Origin of the sequence: Haloarcula sebkhae, from assembly GCF_014647415.1 — an archaeon.
Classification (GTDB): Archaea; Halobacteriota; Halobacteria; order Halobacteriales; family Haloarculaceae; genus Haloarcula; species Haloarcula sebkhae.
In genome coordinates this window covers 1-20387 of record NZ_BMPD01000013.1, presented here as the reverse complement: position 1 = coordinate 20387, position 20387 = coordinate 1, and the positions used below count along the sequence as shown (strand labels likewise).

At 54.5% G+C, this 20387-nt stretch carries 20 protein-coding genes and 5 pseudogenes; 11 read left to right on the top strand and 14 right to left on the bottom strand.

Annotated features, from left to right (window positions below):
• The first annotated feature begins 276 nt into the window (after positions 1-276).
• Entirely contained in the window at positions 277-1809 is a 1533-nt protein-coding gene (locus IEY38_RS20900) for an aldehyde dehydrogenase family protein (RefSeq protein ID WP_188980954.1), read from the top strand.
• Positions 1810-1951: 142 nt separating this feature from the next.
• Here the strand turns inward: IEY38_RS20900 and IEY38_RS20895 are convergent, their stop codons facing one another.
• The 8 genes and pseudogenes from IEY38_RS20895 to IEY38_RS21905 all read right to left on the bottom strand — a co-directional run bounded on the left by IEY38_RS20895 (position 1952) and on the right by IEY38_RS21905 (position 7462).
• Positions 1952-2194, bottom strand: coding sequence for a DUF7389 domain-containing protein (locus IEY38_RS20895; RefSeq protein ID WP_188980952.1), 243 nt, complete (start codon positions 2192-2194; stop codon positions 1952-1954).
• A gap of 63 nt (positions 2195-2257) precedes the next feature.
• A pseudogene (locus IEY38_RS20890) lies at positions 2258-2608 on the bottom strand (N-6 DNA methylase); the annotation flags it as partial.
• Positions 2609-2841: 233 nt separating this feature from the next.
• Positions 2842-3228 carry a hypothetical protein gene (locus IEY38_RS21535; protein WP_229775420.1) on the bottom strand — a complete coding sequence of 129 codons (387 nt, stop codon included), beginning with the start codon at positions 3226-3228 and terminating at the stop codon, positions 2842-2844.
• Positions 3229-4535: 1307 nt separating this feature from the next.
• Positions 4536-4970: a primase-associated protein gene (locus IEY38_RS21740; RefSeq protein ID WP_268238785.1), complete on the bottom strand. Its 435-nt coding sequence runs from the start codon at positions 4968-4970 to the stop codon at positions 4536-4538.
• A 74-nt stretch (positions 4971-5044) separates the two neighbouring features.
• Positions 5045-5656: pseudogene (locus IEY38_RS21735) on the bottom strand (primase-associated protein); the annotation flags it as partial.
• An 84-nt stretch (positions 5657-5740) separates the two neighbouring features.
• The gene (locus IEY38_RS20875; RefSeq protein ID WP_188980946.1) at positions 5741-6199 is read right to left on the bottom strand and encodes a helix-turn-helix domain-containing protein; all 459 of its coding nucleotides are present in this window, start codon (positions 6197-6199) and stop codon (positions 5741-5743) included.
• Between the two features lie 106 nt (positions 6200-6305).
• Positions 6306-6902, bottom strand: coding sequence for a DUF7509 family protein (locus tag IEY38_RS20870; protein WP_188980944.1), 597 nt, complete (start codon positions 6900-6902; stop codon positions 6306-6308).
• A 125-nt stretch (positions 6903-7027) separates the two neighbouring features.
• Positions 7028-7462 (bottom strand): DNA adenine methylase, encoded by a 435-nt coding sequence (locus IEY38_RS21905; RefSeq protein ID WP_390182285.1) that lies wholly within the window; start codon positions 7460-7462, stop codon positions 7028-7030.
• A gap of 278 nt (positions 7463-7740) precedes the next feature.
• Between IEY38_RS21905 and IEY38_RS20860 the strand changes: the two genes are divergently transcribed.
• Both IEY38_RS20860 and IEY38_RS20855 read left to right on the top strand, forming a co-directional pair.
• Positions 7741-8058, top strand: a complete 318-nt coding sequence (locus tag IEY38_RS20860) for a hypothetical protein (protein ID WP_188980942.1) — start codon at positions 7741-7743, stop codon at positions 8056-8058.
• 414 nt (positions 8059-8472) lie between these two features.
• On the top strand, positions 8473-8787 hold the full coding sequence (locus tag IEY38_RS20855) for a Duffy blood group (protein WP_188980940.1): 315 nt from the start codon (positions 8473-8475) through the stop codon (positions 8785-8787).
• A 342-nt stretch (positions 8788-9129) separates the two neighbouring features.
• Here IEY38_RS20855 and IEY38_RS20850 read toward each other — a convergent pair whose 3' ends face one another.
• Both IEY38_RS20850 and IEY38_RS21525 read right to left on the bottom strand, forming a co-directional pair.
• Positions 9130-9393 (bottom strand): hypothetical protein, encoded by a 264-nt coding sequence (locus tag IEY38_RS20850; protein WP_188980938.1) that lies wholly within the window; start codon positions 9391-9393, stop codon positions 9130-9132.
• Positions 9390-9659, bottom strand: a pseudogene (locus IEY38_RS21525) (hypothetical protein); the annotation flags it as partial. The gene IEY38_RS20850 and the pseudogene IEY38_RS21525, both read right to left, overlap by 4 nt.
• 1210 nt (positions 9660-10869) lie before the next feature.
• Between IEY38_RS21525 and IEY38_RS20840 the strand changes: the two are divergent.
• The 6 genes from IEY38_RS20840 (at position 10870) to IEY38_RS20815 (ending at position 17018) form a co-directional block, all read left to right on the top strand.
• Positions 10870-11700 carry an orc1/cdc6 family replication initiation protein gene (locus tag IEY38_RS20840; protein ID WP_188980935.1) on the top strand — a complete coding sequence of 277 codons (831 nt, stop codon included), beginning with the start codon at positions 10870-10872 and terminating at the stop codon, positions 11698-11700.
• Between the two features lie 132 nt (positions 11701-11832).
• Positions 11833-12171: a hypothetical protein gene (locus IEY38_RS20835; protein ID WP_188980933.1), complete on the top strand. Its 339-nt coding sequence runs from the start codon at positions 11833-11835 to the stop codon at positions 12169-12171.
• A gap of 608 nt (positions 12172-12779) precedes the next feature.
• Positions 12780-14132 (top strand): hypothetical protein, encoded by a 1353-nt coding sequence (locus IEY38_RS20830; protein WP_188980931.1) that lies wholly within the window; start codon positions 12780-12782, stop codon positions 14130-14132.
• Positions 14133-14531: 399 nt separating this feature from the next.
• Positions 14532-14780 (top strand): hypothetical protein, encoded by a 249-nt coding sequence (locus tag IEY38_RS20825; RefSeq protein ID WP_188980929.1) that lies wholly within the window; start codon positions 14532-14534, stop codon positions 14778-14780.
• A gap of 189 nt (positions 14781-14969) precedes the next feature.
• The gene (locus IEY38_RS20820) at positions 14970-16025 is read left to right on the top strand and encodes a hypothetical protein (RefSeq protein ID WP_188980927.1); all 1056 of its coding nucleotides are present in this window, start codon (positions 14970-14972) and stop codon (positions 16023-16025) included.
• 549 nt (positions 16026-16574) lie between these two features.
• A complete protein-coding gene (locus tag IEY38_RS20815; protein WP_188980925.1) occupies positions 16575-17018 on the top strand; it encodes a DUF3592 domain-containing protein in 444 nt (147 codons plus the stop codon).
• 149 nt (positions 17019-17167) lie between these two features.
• Here IEY38_RS20815 and IEY38_RS20810 read toward each other — a convergent pair.
• The 4 genes and pseudogenes from IEY38_RS20810 to IEY38_RS21510 all read right to left on the bottom strand — a co-directional run.
• Positions 17168-17521 (bottom strand): annotated as a pseudogene (locus tag IEY38_RS20810) (transposase); the annotation flags it as partial.
• 171 nt (positions 17522-17692) lie between these two features.
• A complete protein-coding gene (locus IEY38_RS20805) occupies positions 17693-18775 on the bottom strand; it encodes an HNH endonuclease signature motif containing protein (RefSeq protein ID WP_229775419.1) in 1083 nt (360 codons plus the stop codon).
• Positions 18776-19128: 353 nt separating this feature from the next.
• Positions 19129-19344: a hypothetical protein gene (locus tag IEY38_RS21515; RefSeq protein WP_229775418.1), complete on the bottom strand. Its 216-nt coding sequence runs from the start codon at positions 19342-19344 to the stop codon at positions 19129-19131.
• Complete coding sequence (locus IEY38_RS21510; RefSeq protein ID WP_229775417.1) at positions 19344-19691, bottom strand: HTH domain-containing protein; 348 nt, start codon at positions 19689-19691, stop codon at positions 19344-19346. The genes IEY38_RS21515 and IEY38_RS21510 overlap by 1 nt, the downstream gene beginning before the upstream one ends.
• Before the next feature lie 148 nt (positions 19692-19839).
• On the opposite strand from IEY38_RS21510, the gene IEY38_RS20795 reads away from it, so the two are divergent.
• Positions 19840-20031 (top strand): hypothetical protein, encoded by a 192-nt coding sequence (locus IEY38_RS20795; protein WP_188980923.1) that lies wholly within the window; start codon positions 19840-19842, stop codon positions 20029-20031.
• Positions 19983-20147 (top strand): annotated as a pseudogene (locus IEY38_RS20790) (site-specific integrase); the annotation flags it as partial. The gene IEY38_RS20795 and the pseudogene IEY38_RS20790, both read left to right, overlap by 49 nt.
• Positions 20148-20387: the final 240 nt, after the last annotated feature.

The window sequence follows — 20387 nt, the reverse complement described above, 5'->3', positions numbered from 1 at the left end:
GCAATAAATGTTCTCCAACTATGCTATATGCAGAATTATCCAAATAGTAAACTATCGGATTCTCGCCAAATATCGGTGAGAAGGCATTTAACGACGTTTTCCGACTTTCAATGTAAATTAAAATACCATATGTCGTCATGGGCGCGATAATTATACAATACACCCAGTGAGATCATAATATGATAGTCTCATTTCTACGCCATTTTGATATTGAAGTATAATGTGCTCACAGTTAACTATTTACTGTCTCATGTTAAATTGTGACACTGGTCCATCATGAGTACAGCCAGTGACGATTCCGCAGAGACGAATAGTGAAATCAAACAACGTCACCGGGAGGCCGCTTCAGACGCGGTCCCGGACGACCTCGACCATTACATTGGTGGTGAGTTCATCAGTGGCGACAGCCATGACAGAATCGAGACTAGGGACCCGACAACGGGTGAAGTGCTCGGTGAGGTACCAGCAGGCAACCCCACCGACATTGACACCGCTGTTGAGGCGGCACAGAAAGCGTTCGACGAAGGTTGGAAGGACGCATCACCGGGTGAGCGCCAGCGAGTCCTCTCAGATATGGCACGAGCTGTTGAAGAGAATCAGGAGATGCTCGCGACCCTTGAAGTACTCGACACTGGGAAGACGATTACCGAAGCGATGGGTGACATGGGGCTGGTCATCGACCACCTCACTTATTACGCTGCCGCGGCCCGCAACGTCAATGGCGAGACGCGCCAGACGAACGACCTGTTTAATCGTGAGAAACAGGTTCTCACGGTCAAGGAACCGTACGGCGTTGTCGGCGCAATCGTCCCATGGAACTTCCCGCTGCTCATTGCGGTCTGGAAACTTGGCCCTGCCATCGCCGCCGGTAACACGGTGGTCCTCAAACCGTCCGAGGAGACGCCGCTGTCGATTCTGAAGCTGATGGAACTCGTCGACGATACGGTTCCTGACGGTGTCATCAACGTTGTCACTGGCTACGGTGAAGATGCCGGCGAACCGCTCTCAACACATGAAGACGTGCCCAAAATTTCTTTTACGGGGTCGACGGAAGTCGGCAAAGAGATTATCCGAAGCTCCGCGGAGGACATCAAGAAGACAACGCTCGAACTAGGCGGGAAAAGCCCCATCATCGTCTATCCGGACGCCAACCTCGAAGAGGCGATCGAGGCAGCGATGATGGCCATCTTCTTCAACAAAGGTGAGTGCTGTGCTGCCGGTTCCCGGTTGTTCGTCCACGAGGACATCGAAGAGCAATTCCTCGAGGCGTTCACTAACGCCGCAGCGAGCATGGCTGTCGGTGACCCGCTACTCGAAGAGACAGATATGGGACCGAAAGTCTCCGATGAGCAGGTCGAACGAACCAACGAGTTCGTCGAGGCCGCCCGCAAAAGCGGTGCGACCATCCGAACAGGCGGCCACAAGCCCGACGACGAGTCGCTCGCCGACGGTGCGTTCTACGAACCAACCGTCATCGACGACATCGACCACGACCACCCATCGGTTCAGGAGGAAATCTTTGGCCCCGTCATGGAGACGTTCTCTTGGAGTGATGAGGACGACGTGGTTGCACAGGCCAACGACGTCGACTACGGACTGGCCGCCGGTGTCATTGCAAATGATATCACGAAGGCGCTCCGAACCGCGCGACGCCTCGAAGCGGGCGTCGTTTGGGTAAACCACTACAACGACGTTTCTGCCGGCCAGCCCTTTGGCGGCTACAAGCAGTCCGGTTCCGGCCGCGAGAACGCCATGGAAGCTATCGACGAGTTTACCCAAACCAAGGCAATCAACGTCAACCTCGGTTGATTCTCTACCTTGATTCAATACACGACAGAGTGAGTATGAGTAACCAATCAGACGAGTTGGCCCATTCTGGGGTACCTGCGACCACGGAAACCTGACAAGTGATTATTTGTCGACAAACGCAAAAATGTAGTATTGCAGGACGTTACTCGTCTCGTTTGGGCTGAATATCCCGAAGTCGGCCACTGATATCCTGCTCATGCTCTTCTAGGAGCGTGTGGAACTCTGCAATCGTCTCCTCAGCAGTCTCACCCTTCGCCTTGATCGTCACAGTGTCTTCGTCTCGTGTCCCAGTTCCTCGTTTCAGCCGAGCCTCCATGCTACAGCCGACATCTGTTCGTTCTACTTTCTCAACGGAGTCTGGATCTTCGTCTGTTACGTTTGACATGGTTCTTCTCAGGACGCTCTCGCTGGAACGTCCCTCACCCGACTGGGGGGCACAAAACAGCCGCTAATCGCTGCTCTCGAACACACCCAGACTGGCCTGTTCACTCGGGACGGACGTCGTAACTGGAGGTGTTCGATCCTCCGAGCGCGTATCTGTTTGCTGCCCCGGACTGAGCTGGGTGCCGTCCTCAACCGTATTCTCGAAGGCGTTGGTCATCCACTCACGAAGTTCAGAGACTTCCGCGTCGTATAGCTCGCGAACGCTGCCACCCAACGCAGAGTACGAGGTTTGCCACGCTCGCTGGAACTCAACAGTCAGTGAGTCGCCTTGGATAACGTAGGCGTCCAGATTCAGGAAACAGCAGTTCAGGACAGATTCGTGACGACCGGTCAGCAACGTGGAACGCTGCGCTCGATGCCGATGTCGATGTAACGGAAGGCGGTCGTCCGGACTGTTCCTTGTCTCCGTCGACGACGACTGTCCCGTGAATTGCTCACTGGCAGAACATCCCAACGGGATCCACGCTGGCTGGTGCAGCTGCGCGGTCTTCCGGGCGACAACCATCTGTCCGCATCTCTGTGTCCTTCGCCAGTACGCTGCTCTCGGCGATCTCGACTTGCCAATGCGAGAACAGGCCTGAACTACGATCAGTCCTCACTCAGTTGTATGCCGGTCAGTGGCCGGACATCAACATGTCCAGACCGGTCGTGGTCAAGACACTGGCACAGCCGTTCTCGAACCGTCGCCTGCGAACACGGTTCGACGCCAACACCTACTCGTGGATCGTCCCGAATCTGAACATACTCCGCGTCGACGTCCAGTTGCGTGTGCTTGACCCGACACCAAATTGTCTTTCCCCCTTCCTGCCCTATGTCGGTCACATATCGAGCAGCCAGCGCTTCGTGGTGAAGCTCAACGAGAACTTGTTCGACAAACGATACGACCTTCGTTGGCGACCGCAGCGCCGGGGCCGACCCAAGGGCAGTCTCGGAGTCGTGCTGTGCCGCCGATTCGGGAGTGTCAGTAACGGACATGTCTGTTGTGCTGGGCTGTTTGTGGTCGCGGTCGCTGTTGCGGCGGGTGGACTGAAAGGGGGCGGTCGCTGTTGCGGCGGGTGGACTGAAAGGGGGCGGTCGCCTCGCGTGCGGTCGGTGCGGGCGTCCGCTGCGCGACCCCTATCGAGGGAGCGCAGCGACCGATGATATGTCGCGCAGGGACCGCGAGCGACCGCGGGCTTTCGAGGGGTACATCTCCGGTCTGTCCCCCGCAGTCGTAGTAGGGGTGTCGAGGTGAGTTGCCATGCCTGTCCTGAAGGCGTCCTTCCAGGGCCGATCTCCCCACCAGCCAACCGTCGATGTCGTCGGCATATAGCCGCGGCCAGACCCAGTGTTAGAATACATATACATTCGCGTCCCTGAGTAATCTCCCTGCTGTACTGTTCCCGCCGTCTGTCCCCCCACTGTTGCCCAAGCGGATCTCCCCACCGACGTCTTCGTATCGAGGTCCATCCCACCACGGCATCCTCGCTTGCCCATCCCTTGCTACACTCGCCGTTACACTCCTGTGTCACTGTGGTCCACTCTCCCGACACAGGCGTCTCGCCTATCTAGTCATTCTGATAGTAATCCCGCCTGGGTGGTCCACGGCTGGCTGCCGTCTGAAGCCCGCTGCCAAGCGCCTCTTGGCTTCACCTCCCCTACACCCGCTACACCCCCCTCTCTCTTTGGACAAAATCGGAGGGTGTATATTGGCTGTAACTGCCTAAGAACAAATTAAATGGCTGCAACTCTATTCTAACCCCATAACCGTGGCTGAAACTTTTTCCGACCCCCAACCAGACTCCTCAAAAGCCGTCAGATGGCTGCACTCGTCTGATTTCAGCAGGTAGAAGCGATACTGGCAGTTCAAGAAGGGATGATGAACGAAAACCGGCCACAAATGGCTGCACTCGTCAGGATTTCGGCGGATTAGGAAGATACTATTGCTAGTTCACGCAGTCAGATTAGAAAATCGTACTTAAATGGCTGCATTCGGATAAATTCGGCAGTTTCGGTCTGTATGGCCCATCCTTGATCCAGTCTATAACACAATTCTGGTGTTAGCTGACTGCACTCCCCGAATTTCCGAAGATACAGTCACTAGAGTCATAGTTTGGATAAACTGTTTTATTCTTGATAGTATTCTACTGTCCTAGTCCAACAGGCACGAAGACTCTCACCAAAATCTGCTAAATGGGTACGACTATTTCGAGTATTCCTTTGTGGAAATGGATGCTGATAGAGGGAGGGTGGAGACTACTGAACTGTCACTACCAATTGGACTCGAAAGAGAAATCTAGGCTCTATATTTCAGCTTCGCCTTGCAGGTCATCAAGCAGGTCGTACATCTCTTGAGGGAACGGAAGACTCTGGTAGATCGAATAGGGGCAATTTTCTTTGCCGATACAGTGCCGTTTCATAACGTCGTTATCGCACCCCATCGGGAGGGCATCTCCACCGTCGATAGTCCCGTGGTCGATTTCATAAGCAACCTGATAGCTGGTCTCGTCTGGGTCGTACCAATCCCACTTCTTTTCGAAGAGATTTGCGATGTTATCAACGACTGCTCGTTTCATATTTTCATGAGATATTTGGTGGTAACCTTGTAGCCACATAACCATCGCCACAAAGTTGTAGAGGTCCTTCCTGACTGGCCCACCATTTTCGACTCGAAGGTCCTCGACCATGTTCCGGAAGCAGGGGAGTTCAAAGATATCTTCCAACGTGTTGACGTTGATCTCTTTGCCACCGGACCCCCGCCTCCCAGTTTGAATAGTACTGGTTCGTGGTCTGCTTGAGCTCTCCTTTCGATCCCTCGAATGTCGTCTCGGTCTGTGTAACTTGTCAGTTTCGAAGAAAGGGATTTCACCCCCTTCAGTTTCGTCTTTGCGCTTTCCTCACCAAACCCATCAGCGTCGTATTTTGTTATCGCAGCATAATATTCGCTTGCTTCGTTGAACTCAGTCAGGTCCAGATGATCAACTTCCTGGGTCGCATTCCGGACCAATCGGAGTAGATTTTGGTCGGGGTCCCAATTCGAACAAATTTCGTCTTTTTGTCCGTGATCTAGTAGTTCATTAACCTCTTGTTCGAGGACATTGCATTCACTGTATATTCCCTCGAAATCTTCCTCAGCGGTTTTCTCCCAGTTGGTGTCCAGAAGGGCCTTGAAGCTCTTCTTCTGTTGCTCCCAGAGTTTGGCTGAGCCGTGCTGAACCGGGACGTACATATTGTCATCAAGAATTTGACAGTTCGTTTCTCCAACGGCCTCGTTTTCCTCCGGATCGTAGCCGCCTTGCCATTCTCCGTTAGTGAATCCGGCCTTACAAGAATCGGATGCTACGACCAGTGGAATCTCGAAAAATTTCTCGAATTCAGGGTGGGCGTCGGGGTGGTGAATGATGGCGGTTGATACCGACCGTATGAATACCGCGAAGAGGGGGCTGCCTCTGACAACAAATGTTCTCTCGCTTGAGGCCGATATACTAATTGATCGGAAGAGTATGTTTTATTTGCTGTACTTGTCTTCTAATGCCGCTTCTTCGCGTGCCAGTATCCTGACCCCCTCTCGGATACCTTCAGTGAGCACCACCCGCCCCATGTCCGTAAGCTCGTAGTACGAGTATGTCTCTTTTGTCCCCGTGTTGGGGTTTCGTCTGTTCTTAATCAGTCCAACTTCTTTCAGCGTTCGAAGCGGATAGTGGAGATCATTGCCCTCTTCACCGAGAACCATCGATAGTTCGCTGGTGCTGAGTTCGTTGTCCTCGGCTAATGCGTTCATGATCCGGAATTGCTTCGGTTTAGAGGCGACCTCGTACATCTTGAGGTAGTCCTCAAGGTCGAAGATACTGTCTTCGGGGAGGTCAACGTCCAACTCGAATTCGTCATCATCTCCCCCATCATCCTCTTCCCTGTCAGGTTCTAACACGCCACCATCTGGTATTCCAGTGCGCTCAGGATTGCTCATGTATCTTATTGTTGTATCCGAGCCACATTAAATATTTTTACTCCGGTGCTCAGCCAAGCCTGACGGCTCCTAATACCGAAAAACGCTACAGGTGCCAGAGAGACAATCACGCGACAGTCCGAATGTGGGCTTTGACTGCTTGGTAGAGTCCGTCGAAATTCTCGAACTCGTCGGCAGTCACATGCCATCTATCCGAGACGGCGTCGATCATGGAACTTTCAACGTTTTCCTCGCCTAGGAAAAGAACTCTCTCCATTAGTTCCTGTTCGGGCAAATGTTCACAGACAGACCCGATCTCAATACCTACACCGAGGTTGTCACCCATTGCAGGGGCAATGAAAATCGTCACGACTGACGCTTTTGTGTATTCGATATTTTGAGTAGCAGCGTCCATCTCGTGCAGTGGGATTTCCGGGTCTGTCGCAAGAAATGCGTTGACACCGCGTTCTGAGCGGAGTTTCCGCCTGAATTCAATCAGCAGCCAAAGCGCTTCGTCAGCATCAAACTCACTTTCCTGTAGTCCTTCGAGTGCCTCGTCAAGCGTCTCTCGCGAAGTGGCAGCATCACGCTCCGGATGGGCCGACTCATATGGGGGGTGAGACTTGTAGGGTCCCATCAGGTAGACCAGTAGCCGTGGTTTAGAAACTTGGTCTTCCTCAATGTATGAGCTACTTTCCAAGGCTTCAATTAGGCGTTCTTGCATTGTTTTAGTTTGTGTCGTTAGTTCGGGCTCTAACCAGTGTGGATAGTCTGTTGATGAGTCCTCCTACCAATCGTCCATCGTCTGTTGGCCTCCACGGAACCGAACTACTTCATCGGGATGGTAGCTCATCGTGAGCTTTCTGTGACCTGTTCATCTCCTCCGATCTGGTGTATAACGTCTGTCTCAACAGTCGGGTAGCACTGAATTGAAAGAGGGACTGATGCCGACGAGATCATCCATTGGGCGGAGTAGATATCTTCGCTCTCACCCAGTTTCACACACCAATTGTTGAACCGCCCCGGGTCGAAATCCACCCAGTCGTACCGTTCAGTTCCACGCTTATACGGCGGGTCCATGTAGATGAGTGTGTCTGCCCCATCACCGTACTGGTCGATAATCTCTGTGTAGTCTTTGTTGTGGAGGATAACCCCCTCCAGACGCTCTGAAAATGAATCGAGGCGGTCCAGCGAGTTGTAGAATTGCCTCGAACTGTTTTTCCGCCCGAAGGCGACAGAGCGAAACCCCGTTTGGTCGCCGCCGAAAGATGCTCTTTGAGATATTCGACGAATTCAAACGAGTTCTGCTCCTTTGTGGTCTGTTCCGAGCCCGATCCGGTCTCCGTGAGTGCTGACTGCCCCATAATTCGCTGAGGCAGGGCCTCCAGAATACCACTGCGTCAGCTCTGAAACTGGATTCCCGCCTGACGAAATCCTCTGTCGGCCACTTTTAAAGAAGCGGCTCGTGTTGGTCGAAGAACGTCATCAAGGAGGGAAGGCATACACAGCACGGAGGACACAGGTGCTCGATTGTGAGACCCTTTCCATCACCACCTCTCCGTATGATTAATCAAACGCTGCCTCAAACCTACGTCCGGTTCAATCTCATGGCAGCGCTAAACGAATGGGCGCCAGAATGGTGGCCGTTAGGGGTGCTTGGGGGTGTTGTAGTGTTATCGGTGCTTGCGGCCTACTGGCTGAGTCCTGATTGGGCAGTTAACCCATTAGATGGAATTCACACTGTAGGGTCGCTTTTTCTGTCAGTGTTTTTATATATCTACCAGCGGCAGAACGATATTTTAGAGAACCAACAGAAGATCATGGAAAGGGAAGAAAAGATCCAAGAGATTTCACGGATTTCCCCCACAACTCCATGTTGAATGGGGATTGAACACCGATGACGACCTCAGTTTAGAAGTGGAGAACAGTGGCGCAAATGACGCGTACAAATTAACCGTCCATTCGTCTGTTGAACCCACGACAGATGCATTCACTTATGAAACTGAGGTTTGGTCGGAAGAATTCAAACAGCGTTTGGTACCGGAAGAGCAGCATAGCGAAACCCTTTCAGTCGCTTATCGAAGCGAGGTGAATGATGAGTTCCGTGATGAAACATTTAGGGTTCTCACGTGAGATTGTTAGGAATATTAGAGAGAATACGGAAAGTAATGACATTCCGATTGATTACTCGCTATGGCTAACCTTCAAAGACTCACAAGGTGAGACTGAGACTATTGAGACCGATGATAGCGTGTTCCTAAACAGTTTTCCAACAGGGAGTTGTACGATTTCGTATGGCTACGTCGGAATCACGTGTCCCCGCCGATGTTCTGAACCTCTACGACGGACTCGCGGGGATTGTCGCGTTCTCCATCCTCGCGTGGGCGTTCCTGTACGCAATCCAGCCAATCTTCGGCCTGCTACTGACGGTCGCCTTCGGCTCAGCGTACGCGGCTGGCCGTATCGACGATCTCGAACACGCTGGTGTCGTTGCAGGCCTCTGGGGTCTCGTCCTCGCGGCATTCTGGGTTATCGGGACGTACCTCGGCGTTGGTGTCGCCGGCATCCTTGCCGCTATCGCGTACGGTCGCTGGCACGGCGTGTGGTAAACTTGTATCGGCCCCATAATCGATTTGTCACCCGTTAGTGAACAATCTGTACTGACCGATATATACGGAAGGATGTGGGCCATGACGGTCTCTAACTAACCAACAGTTGGCCGCTGTTGCCACCGCGTGTTGGTTAGCGAGCCCTCCCCCGGAAGTCCAAATGGTGTTTAAGTAGAGCTCGCTCGTCAGCTATGAGTACACACTCGCGCCATCGTGGGGCCTGCCACTAACAGGACCTGGTGCGGGGTCGCGGTCAGTCAGCAGATGGAATCAGGAACCACCGCAACCCATGCAAAGTACGCACGCAACTCAGCAAAAAAGATAGAGGCATCGCCGTCTCGCTCAGGCCATCGCCACGACGTGTTGGTGCTCAGTCTGGGTGGGCGTCGCCTGCAGCGTTAGGTCCGCAAGCGCCAGTTCCCGGAGGACATCGGGCGGGACGCCCTCGGTGTCTTGGAGGACGGCGTCAACCGTCCAGGCGTCGTGTTTCGAGCGCACCGGCGGCGTCGTTTCGACCAGCACGGTCGGCACAGCCTCCCGGAGCGCACGAGCGGCACGCCGGACACGCTGACGGTTCTTGACCGTACAGCGAACGGTCTTACTCATGCCGTCAGCCCCCGAGCGATATCGTCAACGAGCGACCCACCGACGTTTGGGCCGATATCCCAGCCGCGTTCGTTGTTCGTGTACTCACACCACTGTGCGAGTGTTTCAAACGGCGTCTCGGCAAGTGGGACTTTCTCGGCGTCGCCGTCGGTCGCGACAACGGCAACGGCGAACTCATAGCTGTCCCAGTAGTGGGCCGCGCCTTCACCGCCGACGCCAAGGAAGAGAGGTAGGCCTTGGGTGAGTAGTTCGTGACCGGGACGGTCAGTACAAAGCGGATATTAGCGCTGTTACGACGAAAACCGAGTGTCAAGAAAATATTTATTCTGCGGAGTACCCACCGCTATTATGACTTCTAGAAGTGGATCTTGGTTCCACGGCTACGTATCATGGTATCTTCGAGCTGTTATTTGGTTCGTACAAACTGCCATCGTGGGGGCGGTTTTGCTAGTCATTCTCGGGACGGAAGGATTACTCGGAACAGTCGGGACTGTTTTGGCTGGACTTCTCACCGCACTCCTCCTTTTCAGACAGGTAGATATGCATATTCAACAAGAGATGAAAAACTGAGCTTACCGACACTGCGGTCCATATGTATGTGTGCTGAGAGTTGATTTCGGTAAGTTGAAACCCACTCCTATCTAGCAAACGCACTAACCGTGCTTGAAGCGGGTATTCCCGTTACTGAACTGTCGCCACAAGCCCAGAGTGGTAGCGACCTTTCTGGAACGACTCGACCCAGGCGAGGCACAGGCTGTAGCCGTTGCAGAAACCGTCGATGGGACCGTCATCACTGACGACGGCGATGCTCGCACGAACGTGTACACACTGACTGACGCTGGCACACGGCTACTCCAACGGCAGGCAGACACACTCGCTGACCTTTGTGACCGCCCCGTTCCGTCGCTGACGGAGGTGAGAAGTAATGTCTCTACAGCTAACACAGCGACATCGAAAAGCGACGGAATACCGGGACACAGTCGGTCGATGCTGTCAGAGGCACACGGTCACTGGGTAGGTGATCACCGACTGGTACCCTACGGTAATAACTACAGTCTTTGTACATAATCATTGCTATTGGGGCGTCTTTCACAGTTCGATCCGTGGGATGGCCCACCGCCGAACGCGGCGGCAGACCACAGCGTGTGCCTCTGACAATTCCCCAGTACAAAGTGGCCTACTTTGTGCTGGCAATACCGGAATATGTGAGAACTATCATTGTAAGTTACGATTCGCGTTAGGAACAGAATATATCACCCAGCGGCCCGGTAAGCGGGCTTCGGAGCCTCGGGAAGAACTGGGGGAATCGAAGGGGGTGTGGGGTGCTTCGAGGACTTGAACCAGAACCCATTCCATCGCTGTGGAGCGGGCTCTGAAGACCCTCGTTCATGCAGGCCCGCAGCCGCCCGGCCACGAAGGGGTGGGTCGGCATGACCTGCCCTAGCGTGGGTGACATCGTCCTAATCGAACTCGACAGTGGGCCACACCTGCTCGTCACCGCCGTCGACGGGGCTGGCAACGATCGTCCGCTCAATTCTCCGCGAACTCCCGGGTTCCGACCCGTCGAAGACCACGCCTCGTGACGAACTCATTGCGACACTCCAGGAGCGCGTGACCGAGCCGACCGTCGTGGTCCTCGACGAGGGTGACGACCTGCCCGAGACGGACATCCTCGACGTGCTCCGCTGTGTGCCCGATATGTCGTGGATTGCGATCTGCCACGACGATATCGACTGGTTGTCTCGCGTCGACGAAAGTATCCGTCACGGGCTGACCGACCGCAGCCCCCAACTGGACAAGTTCACGACAGGCGAGTTGACGGACATTCTCGATGCCCGCCAGCGAGTCGGGCTGGAGGGCGGCGTGATCTCGCGTGGGCAGTTGCGAACACTCGCCGACGACGCGGCTGAGATCGCTCGCCGCGGGATCTTCGCGCTGCGGGCCGCGGCAGAACTGGCTGAGGAGCGCGGCCACTCGACGATCGAAGATATTGACGTTGCAGACTCGTTTGCCCGTGCACGGCGGCAGCTGCGCGAGCAGGCGCTTGAGAGCCTCCTGTTCCATCATCTCGTCCTGTACGAGATTATCCGCCGGAAGGGCCGGATTCGGACAGCAGCCGTGAATGACCGTATGATGCGATTGCAGCTGTTGCCTACGATGGCCGCGACCAGACGCCGATCTCGAAGCGAGAACGGCGAACGAAGCTCACGAAACTCGTTGCGTACGACTTCCCCGATTGTGATGGCGAGGGACCGGGGCGGGAGTACTGGCCATGCGATTCGTCGATCCCATCGCCACTTGACCTGACGGTCCCAGTGCCGTATGGGTGCGGATGGGCTTTGGTCATAGCGAGAAGGCGTGTAACGATTGTTCAGTGGGTTTGCGAACTTGTCCTTAGATTTCGTATCGTACTTGTTTCCGGTAGTTGTAATTTAGTCTATGCGTACTGCCCTCCGATACACCATTTCACTGACTGTTGGATTAGTAGTCACAGTTCTTGCAGCAGAGTTCGCCACATCGGACTACTTGATTATGGTCTCGCTTCTTCCACTCTACGGTGCAGTAACATCGATGCTTTTGGCACACAAACAGCAGTGGCTCGCTCTGTCTCGTGGCGAGTCCACCCGGTCGACGAGGAAGCGAGGGGCTATTATCGGTGGCCTTGGTGCATTCACTGGGTGTTTGCTTCTCCAAGCATCAATCCCCGCTGGACTTGCTGGATACGGACTCATGCTTCTCGGCATGGCTGGAGCTATCGGTGACATGGCAGAGTCATGAACCGCCTGTACTGACCGCTGTCGTGGTTGCTGTATGCCGGCCTGTGGATCCGTAGTGCGATGTTGGTCTGGGCAGTCGGACCTGCGTGGACTGCATAGCCACAGTTCCAGCACTCGACTGGTTGCCGTCCCACATCGCCGGGTTCGTCTCGTCGCACGTGGTAGAGTCCTCGTCAGCGGTGACCATACTCGAACATCCGGCTGACAGTGACTAAATGTGAGCTCCTGTTTTGACACGAGAGACCGGCAGCGAGCTGGGGCGCACTGTTGCGGTTCGATCAATGGGTGATTCCGCGTTTTAGAGAGTGAGATACACCCCCTGCATTTATTATATATGGTCGATTGGTGGTTCTCTGTGCGAGACCTGCAGACATCACCGATAGCGTCCGTCTACCTCGGCTGGCTGTACAGTATCGGTGCTCCGTTTCGTGCCCTCGTCACAGGTGTGGGAACTTTCCTTAGAGACGACACGCCCCTCAATGCGTATCTGAGTAACGGTACCGCTACGATCTCGTGCACTCGGCCGATATTGAGCGATACGCTCAACCCACAGGCCGCCAACCAAAGTGAATCTGTACGCGACTTCGAGCGTCCTGACTCACAGACACCATGCGTCTGATCGGGGATCGCCGGATACTGTTGGGGTCGGTTTGCGTCGAGACCGTCGCCACAGCAATCGTCCTGCTGTACGGGCACCTTTCGCTGATAGCCGTCGCCGTTCTGTATTGGATCGACCTGCTCTTTCTGACATTCCGGACAACGGCACAACAATTGCTGTCACGGCCAGTAACGGAGGATCGTTCGACCACTCTTCAGCGTCCGTTCCGCCTCCTAGCCCACAAGCGCGGATCGATCACGGTTACCGACCGCCTTCCGGGGGTCTACTTGCGAAACTTCGCCGGGGTACCGGGAGCAGTGTTCGTACTGGCTCTTTCGGCAACTACAACGGCGTACGTCGCGGCCGTCTATGTCCCTAGTGAGATGTGGGTCTCCCCGGCTGCACTGCTTTTATTCGGCGGCGGACTCATCGCAGCGGCGACAAAATCGTGGCTGGTGCTGAAGGCGTACGTGGCTTCGGGCGGACACGAGGTCAACCCCGCCTCCGCGGTTACTCCCCGGAAACGGATGCTGGCGTTCGCCGTCTACGGTGGGTTGTTGTGGCTCGCCTCGAAGTGGACGCTCACGACCCTCTCACAAGAGGGCCCGGAGATAGCACGCGCTGGGATGACGGTCTCTGCGTCCGTGTTGATCGTGTCGCGTTTCGCGTACGGTTGGTACGCGTCGCGTGCTCAACCCGACAATGGGAGGACGGGTGCGATGTCCGAATCCAACGATGAAGCGGCGTCCCACGGGCAGTCGGAGCCCACAGCGAAGCGGGACGCTCCCCTACCGTCTTCGCCGTCGGTTCCAGACGGGGAACCGCGTGAAACGATGGCACCGGTTCGCGCGTCGATCCTCGCTGCAGGGGTGGTAAACGCGATGACGACCGGCGGTGTCGTCGACAACCGGTTCGGTCACTGGAGACAATTGACGATTCGAGTGGGGTTAGCGGCGATAATGGCCATCGCCGTTCTTGCTCTGTTGGACGGCGCTGTCGTGGTGTCCGCGACTCTAGCCGCTATTTCCCTCAGCTTGGTTGGCGCTCTCTTGGTGGTGAGTGCAGCACATATGCTGTTAGCGCTTGGCGGCGTCGAGTACAGATTTCACAAGTCCAGGGTGGTAGCGTACGACCGATACCTCGGACGGCTACAGTGGTCGGCGTCATACGACCGCGTCCGGAACGTCTCAGTCGGGCGCGGGCTATTCGGAAGCCCGCTCTGGCTGGACGCCGGGACAGTGTTTTTCGATCGGATTCCCAACCCTGAGGGTGGTGAGTCCACGCGAGAGCCGAGATCATCGATCGCGTTCGTTTCGGACCCTGAACGCGCCGGCGAACTGCTCCAATCCCGTGACGAGCAGTAACGGCTTTAGCGTGGTTGCCGCCGCTTGGGGAGCGCGATGGGCCATCAGTCTTGACTTGTCAAAGCTGTGTACCGATGTGGTGTAAGCACGGAGGGCGTCTTCCGACTCCAATGTGGACGCCACAACGAGAACAGGCCGCCGAGTCGTCGGTCAGGTCGTGGTGTGCAGTTCCGGTCATCGCCATCAGCACAGCGCTGGTCGAGGATGAGAGTCATCGCAGGGTGGCCGCCGTGGGCCCAGCAACAACGGTGGGCCTGAGTAGGCCGGCGGCACTGGCATCGGAGCGATGGCCGGCAGTGCTGCGCTATAGTAGCCATGCGCGAGTGGTCAGTACAGGTAACAAGCGGGTCAAGTAGTACAATCGCAATTATATAGTAACTGGCGAAAATATCATTCAGTATGGATACCTCAAATAATCTCACCGAATCAGAGATTCGTCATGCGGTGAGAGAAGAAATCTCTAGAGCAGGATGGTCAGTTCTCTCAACTGTCTTTTGGACGATACTGTCTGCATTCACCATCCTCGTTGGGCTTCAAGCGGTGCAGATAGCATTCTATACGAGTGGCTTGGTTGCCCTAGCCTTTGTTGCGGTTGGTGTACTTGTCACAGGCGCAAGCATGTATCTTCTCTATCTCCTTCACCGGTAGTTATTATCAGGAGTTTGCTAGTATGAGATGTATGTATTCCACGGAGTAGTCTGTCCAGTATTGAATAATTTCAGGAATGGAGCGATGAGCTATCGGATAGGTCGTTATTCCTGACAACTCGGAACAGGTGACCCCTCACTGGCTGACAGAAGGGCCCCGTGTGTCCGTATGAAAAAAGTCAATCGGGCCATGGTCGAAACAGCAACTATGCCCCCGTGTACCCGCCGTGCCCTCCTCACGACTGCTGGGACTGGAGTCATAACCTCCCTCGCCGGCTGTGGGTCTCTCCTGAACAATTCACCGTCAACAGAAGCTCCGCCCTTCGAAGGGACTGATGGATATCGCGTTTTCATGGCTGAAGGAGTTGATTTCCCGAACGTTGAGGCTGTCTCGTTCGTTGGGGAGGAGTCCAGCGCTGATGTGAGTGTGTATCCGTCCGGCGATGGCCACGTCCAGCAAGTCCGTGACTGTCTTACTGACGGTCGACCTGCTGTCGTGGCAGGCCCGGACGCCCAGTGGACTGTCATGCAGGCGTGCGCCAGAAGCGGCCGGTCATACGGATTTACGCAGAACGGGTGGACACCAACAGACAGAATCGCCGCCGCCGTCCCGAAGCAGGGCCGATTGGACACACACAAATTCGTCGGTGCGGAACTACCGCGAGACCTCCCATGGGCTGTCAGTGAAGTACTCGACCCACAGTTGCCGGATTTCCCTGAACCATTGGACCTGGGGGTACCTGACGGCTCCACGACCATCGGCCGGTCACGCATTCGCGGAGTAAACGATGTCGGTGGGTTCGATCGCTGGGATATCGTTCGCTTGGCCGTCAAAGTTGAACCAGCTGTGGTGTCCGTCGATATGCAGGCCACGATATATGGCGGCGCCACCTCGAAGAGTGCCAGTTCATACAAACCGGATAGGGTCCGTCTCGTCTCAGATGTTCCCGGGAATATTACTGGAATAAGTCCGCAAAACACTGATTTAGAGGGTCTTGCTGTTGAAACCACTGATAGTGCCGGCTCCGACGAATCTTTTACGCAGTACACTTTCACTCCCCAGAAGAATGCCGAGCTAAGATCTTTCGCAGCCTGGACACGGACACAGTTTCAGACGAACGACACCGAACCGCCGATATCCTATGACTCTAACGGCCGGTTTCGGTGGCGTGATCCACAATTGCTTGAAGACGACACATGGGTGCATCATACGCCCGGAGAAGCCGTCTGGTATCCGAACCGTTGACTCCAATTGAATTTTCTTTGACTCCTCGATATCAACTCATCCGGCATCGAGAACAGTCGGCCGGTGGCTCGGCGAGGACACCGCTCGGAATAAGTGACTGGCGTGCGGGAGTCGCCCTCGAACCGGTTAGGGAGATCTAAGTCGCACTCATAGGCGAGGTTGAGGAATGTCTGTGTGGGAATAACAAAGTATCTCTGCCTGTGGGCTGTGTTTCTGGGTTGGTTCGTGGCGAGTTTGGGGGTAGATGGCTCCCGACGGCGGGCTCAAATGGATCAGCGGCGATTGGACTGGGCGATGGCTGGCAGTGCTGTGCCATGGTGGCCATGCCGGGACGTGCCGTTGATGGTAGTACGGGTTCGGCATTCACTAGGAGGGCAGGGTAGATGCTCTCTTGCTTGTGTAAGTACAGTTTATTTGTGCATTGGATCTGTTGAAATCCTATTCTTCAGACACATTATCGACTGAAACAGCCGGTTGCTGAAGACCGTATGTGTTGCGCAGTGAGAAATACGTCGAAATTAATATTCAGTCGTCTAAACAATCACCAATATGTCGAAGCTGTCTCTGATAAGTATAATACTGGGGATTGTGCTGCTCGGAGTTGCTGGATACATGGCATATTCTCAGCAACAAAGCCTCTCGTCCGGGGTGCAGATTGAAGCCACGGTAAAGAGCAAAGAAATCACCATGGATTCCTCAAAAACAGGTGACAGGTACACCCCCCACGTCACTTACAGCTACACGTACAACGGAACCCAATACACTTCCGACAACATCAGACCGGGAATAGGAACAAAAGCGTCCGACACAAGGACTGCCGCGGAAGACAGAATTGACCAGTACAATGTCGGGGAGACAACCACGGCCTATGTCGTGCAAGGTTCGCCCTCGAAATCGTATCTTAAGAAAAAGAGTAGCCCCCTACCACTTATATTCGGCATCTTAGGCCTATTCCTGATCGGAAGACCAGTCTACAAATCCGTCGCTTCTTAACTTCGAACCGCTTTGTTAGGGTGATGTCCTTCCGCTTGGTTGCTGAATCACTACTTCATATTCTGGCTCTAAGTCTCGTACGTGATTCGTAACAATATTATAGTATTTTTGAGTGTCGGGCTGGTATGTGGGTATCCTGTCTTGACCGTTCAGAGTGATCGGTCTACGTTATGAATGAAGCAGGCGATTGTGAGTTCACGGAACTGTTTCCACCAGCGTCGTGACCGGACGAACGCACCGTACTTCCGCTTGAGCGTTGAGTTGACCGCCTCGGATTGACTCCGCTGGCCGTAGAGATCAGCATCTAAGCGGGCGTTCCATGCCTTGTGGAGTGATGTGAACTCACGATGCTTAATCAGTGGCCGAACCTCGTGTTGCCGGGCAAGTCGCCTGATCTTCTGGTCGTCGTAGCCTTTGTCACCGAGAAGTATGTCGATATTCTCGGGGTTGCGCTTGATCAGCAATGGAGCGATCTGACTATCGTGTTTCCGCGTCGTCGTCATTACCGAGTACATCAACCGACTCAGTCGCTACTGTATCGCGAATTGCCCGCGCTGTACGCCTCATTCGCTTCCGTTCTTCCACGGTACGGCTCACGTCTCATGGGAGAGACATTGAGTTGGAGTATCTCGACCTATCAAGTATAAAAAAGATAATTGGGCCACAGTAAGTTCTCAGGAATCACCTGCGGTGAGCCACTCATCGAAGCCGTGTGGATCATCGTAGACCGTCGTTGGAGTTGAGAAAGCCCCATCGTGTGCTTCGAGATGGCAGGTCTTGCAGAGTGTCGCAAGGTTTTCGTCTGTATTTTCTCCGCCGACAGCGACTGGAATGATGTGATGTGGACTAAGATTTTCTGTACCGCCACACCGAAGGCATTCGTTACCATCGCGCTCGATGATACGCTCTCGGGTCGCTGCAGAGACTTTTTCGGCCTGTGAACGTCTGGACCACTCTTTTTCAACCGCGGCCTCGGCATCCTCATCATACTTGAACCGTCGAGCGTAGGACGTAGAACAATCAACGGCATCCGCAAGAGCCTGTGATGGCAGTCCTTGCTCCGCAGCTTCTAACAGATCACGAATCTGTGCCTCTTTGTTATCGGTGGGATCGGCCACTTCTTCGTGTAGCTGTTTCAGATCAGGTGTCGCTGCCTGCGTGTAGTCTTCGGGATCGCTGCCCGTGTTAATCTGCCGACGACTACGCTCAGAGAGGTACTGCGGGTTGTCTCTTAGATAGTCACGAATAGGTATACTGATACCGAAGTCGGAAGCAACAGGGAAAACCGATTGTGCAGCCTCAACGCCATCAGATAGTGTTTCGATTTCATTGAAATTGATGTGGGGTAAGGCATGTGAGAGTAGTTCCTCACATAGTTCTGATCGGTACCCATCGTTAAGCCACCCATAGCTGTCGATCACACAAGGGACCCCAGCAAAAATATCAATAGACATCGGGCCCTTCCGAAGCGGCCGTCCATGCGGATCATGCTTCCATGCAGAGATATTCCAGCATAATTCGGTATCGAGGCCGTCATACAGGTCACCCAGATCGTGGATTTCTGTGTCGTCAATGAATGTCCCAAATTTAGACTCTAAGACGTTCTTTTGCAACTCTTCAGCATCATCTATCGAGACAGCGAAGAGCACAATGAGTTGCTGTGGATCATCACTAAGAGAGAGCGTCAAGACATACCGCAGCTTGTCGTTCAGAGCATCCCGTACCGCCTGTTGGTGTTGGGCCTCAAAGCGTTCCACTGGCCTGTCACTGTACTCATACAACACTTCGTCTGATTCTAGATAACAGTCGAAACAGAGAGATGATGAGAGTCGAAACCCGTCCGAATGCCTGGCCTCACTCTCATCAAGTTCAGTTCCACACACGTCACAGAGTATAATATAGCAGTTTGGTTCGCAAAAATAAAAGGTAGCCACTTCGTCTCGACTCACCCCCACTACAGGCTGCACCCGATTCCGTTCCTCCACGGCGCAGCTCATGCTCCCAAACCTCAAATGAGATCACCGACCAACGAGCTTCCGACATGCGGACCGAGTTTTGGAGAGTTATCGAGGGAGTATAGACCCGTGAACACCTGTTCTGAGCGCAGTTCTCACTCCTCTTTCTCAAGCGAATTCCCCGGCAGCCGCGGCCATAGAACCCCACTCACCCAGGCCATATACGGCGCACAGAGTGTCACAATGATGCCGGTGAGCAGACAACCAATGGCAATACCGAGGTAAATGCCGACTGGGAGGGCGGATTCCGCGAAGAGTTCGAGCGCGAATCCCACATAGACCGAGAAGACGACGCCACCGGTAAGCAGCATTATGAACCCAAGAGTGCAAGCGCACTTGGGCCGGTCCGTGAGTGCTTCTTCAACAGCCACCAGAGGTCGGCGTAGAACCGTCGAACTGCCATGGTTGTTTCCGTGTGGCCTGGGTCATAAACGTCGACGTTCCAAGCGTAGGTAGTCTGACTGTCGTGACGGTCGAACCACTTGCTCATGTCTCGGATGTGGTTGCTGATCGTCGTCGTCGAACAGTCGAAGCGGTCTGCGAGTTCCTGTTGGGTGTATTGTCGGTCAGGGTTGACGTAGAGCAACTCAGCGATGCCGAAGAAGGTCTCCCTCTTCGCTTCGAATTCCTCCTCGAACTCCGACAGTACCTGCGCCATGCCATTCGATTAGATAACAGGACAAATAAAGGGCTGAACTATGAGTTGACGACGATACTGGGGCCCTTGATGGCTTTCAACCCCCAGTAGCAGGTCTATAAACGGTCTACTCGGTTTTAGCCCCCGGCGGGTGTCCGTTGGGGTGTCGATGGTAGAAGACGAAGACAGTGCACAACGTTGCACTCCGTCAGAGCACGTATCGAACACTGATCAGAACCTGCAGCGCGGACAGAGTGACGGCCGGCTCATCCTCGGTGCCTTCGTTGTCGTTATCATCGCGGGACCACTGGCGACGGCAGCCGTCGATTCGCCCAGCGGCTGCTCGTCGACGAGCAAATGAACCCGCGTGTTGTGATGGCCGTCGGTGGGTGGGACAGCTTCGCAGCCATTGAACCGTACCTGAACACACCCAGCGAGGACGTTATCGACCAAGCCTTTGCAGAGGCCGAGTTCTGACTGCGAACAACGTTGACCCCGGATACACAATTCATACCGCCAGCCGAGAAGCCCGCCGCAAGTGGCGCTGTCGACGACTCATTATTGAGCCACTTAGTTGTTTATAAATACAGGAAGCCCACTCGGGAGAGATATCTCTCCTGAGTGGGCTATGATAAGTATGAATGGTGGCGGCGAACCGCGTTTCCCAGAGGCTCGCGCACTCCAGTACTCCCCGGAACGCTGGTGGGCTTATCTTCC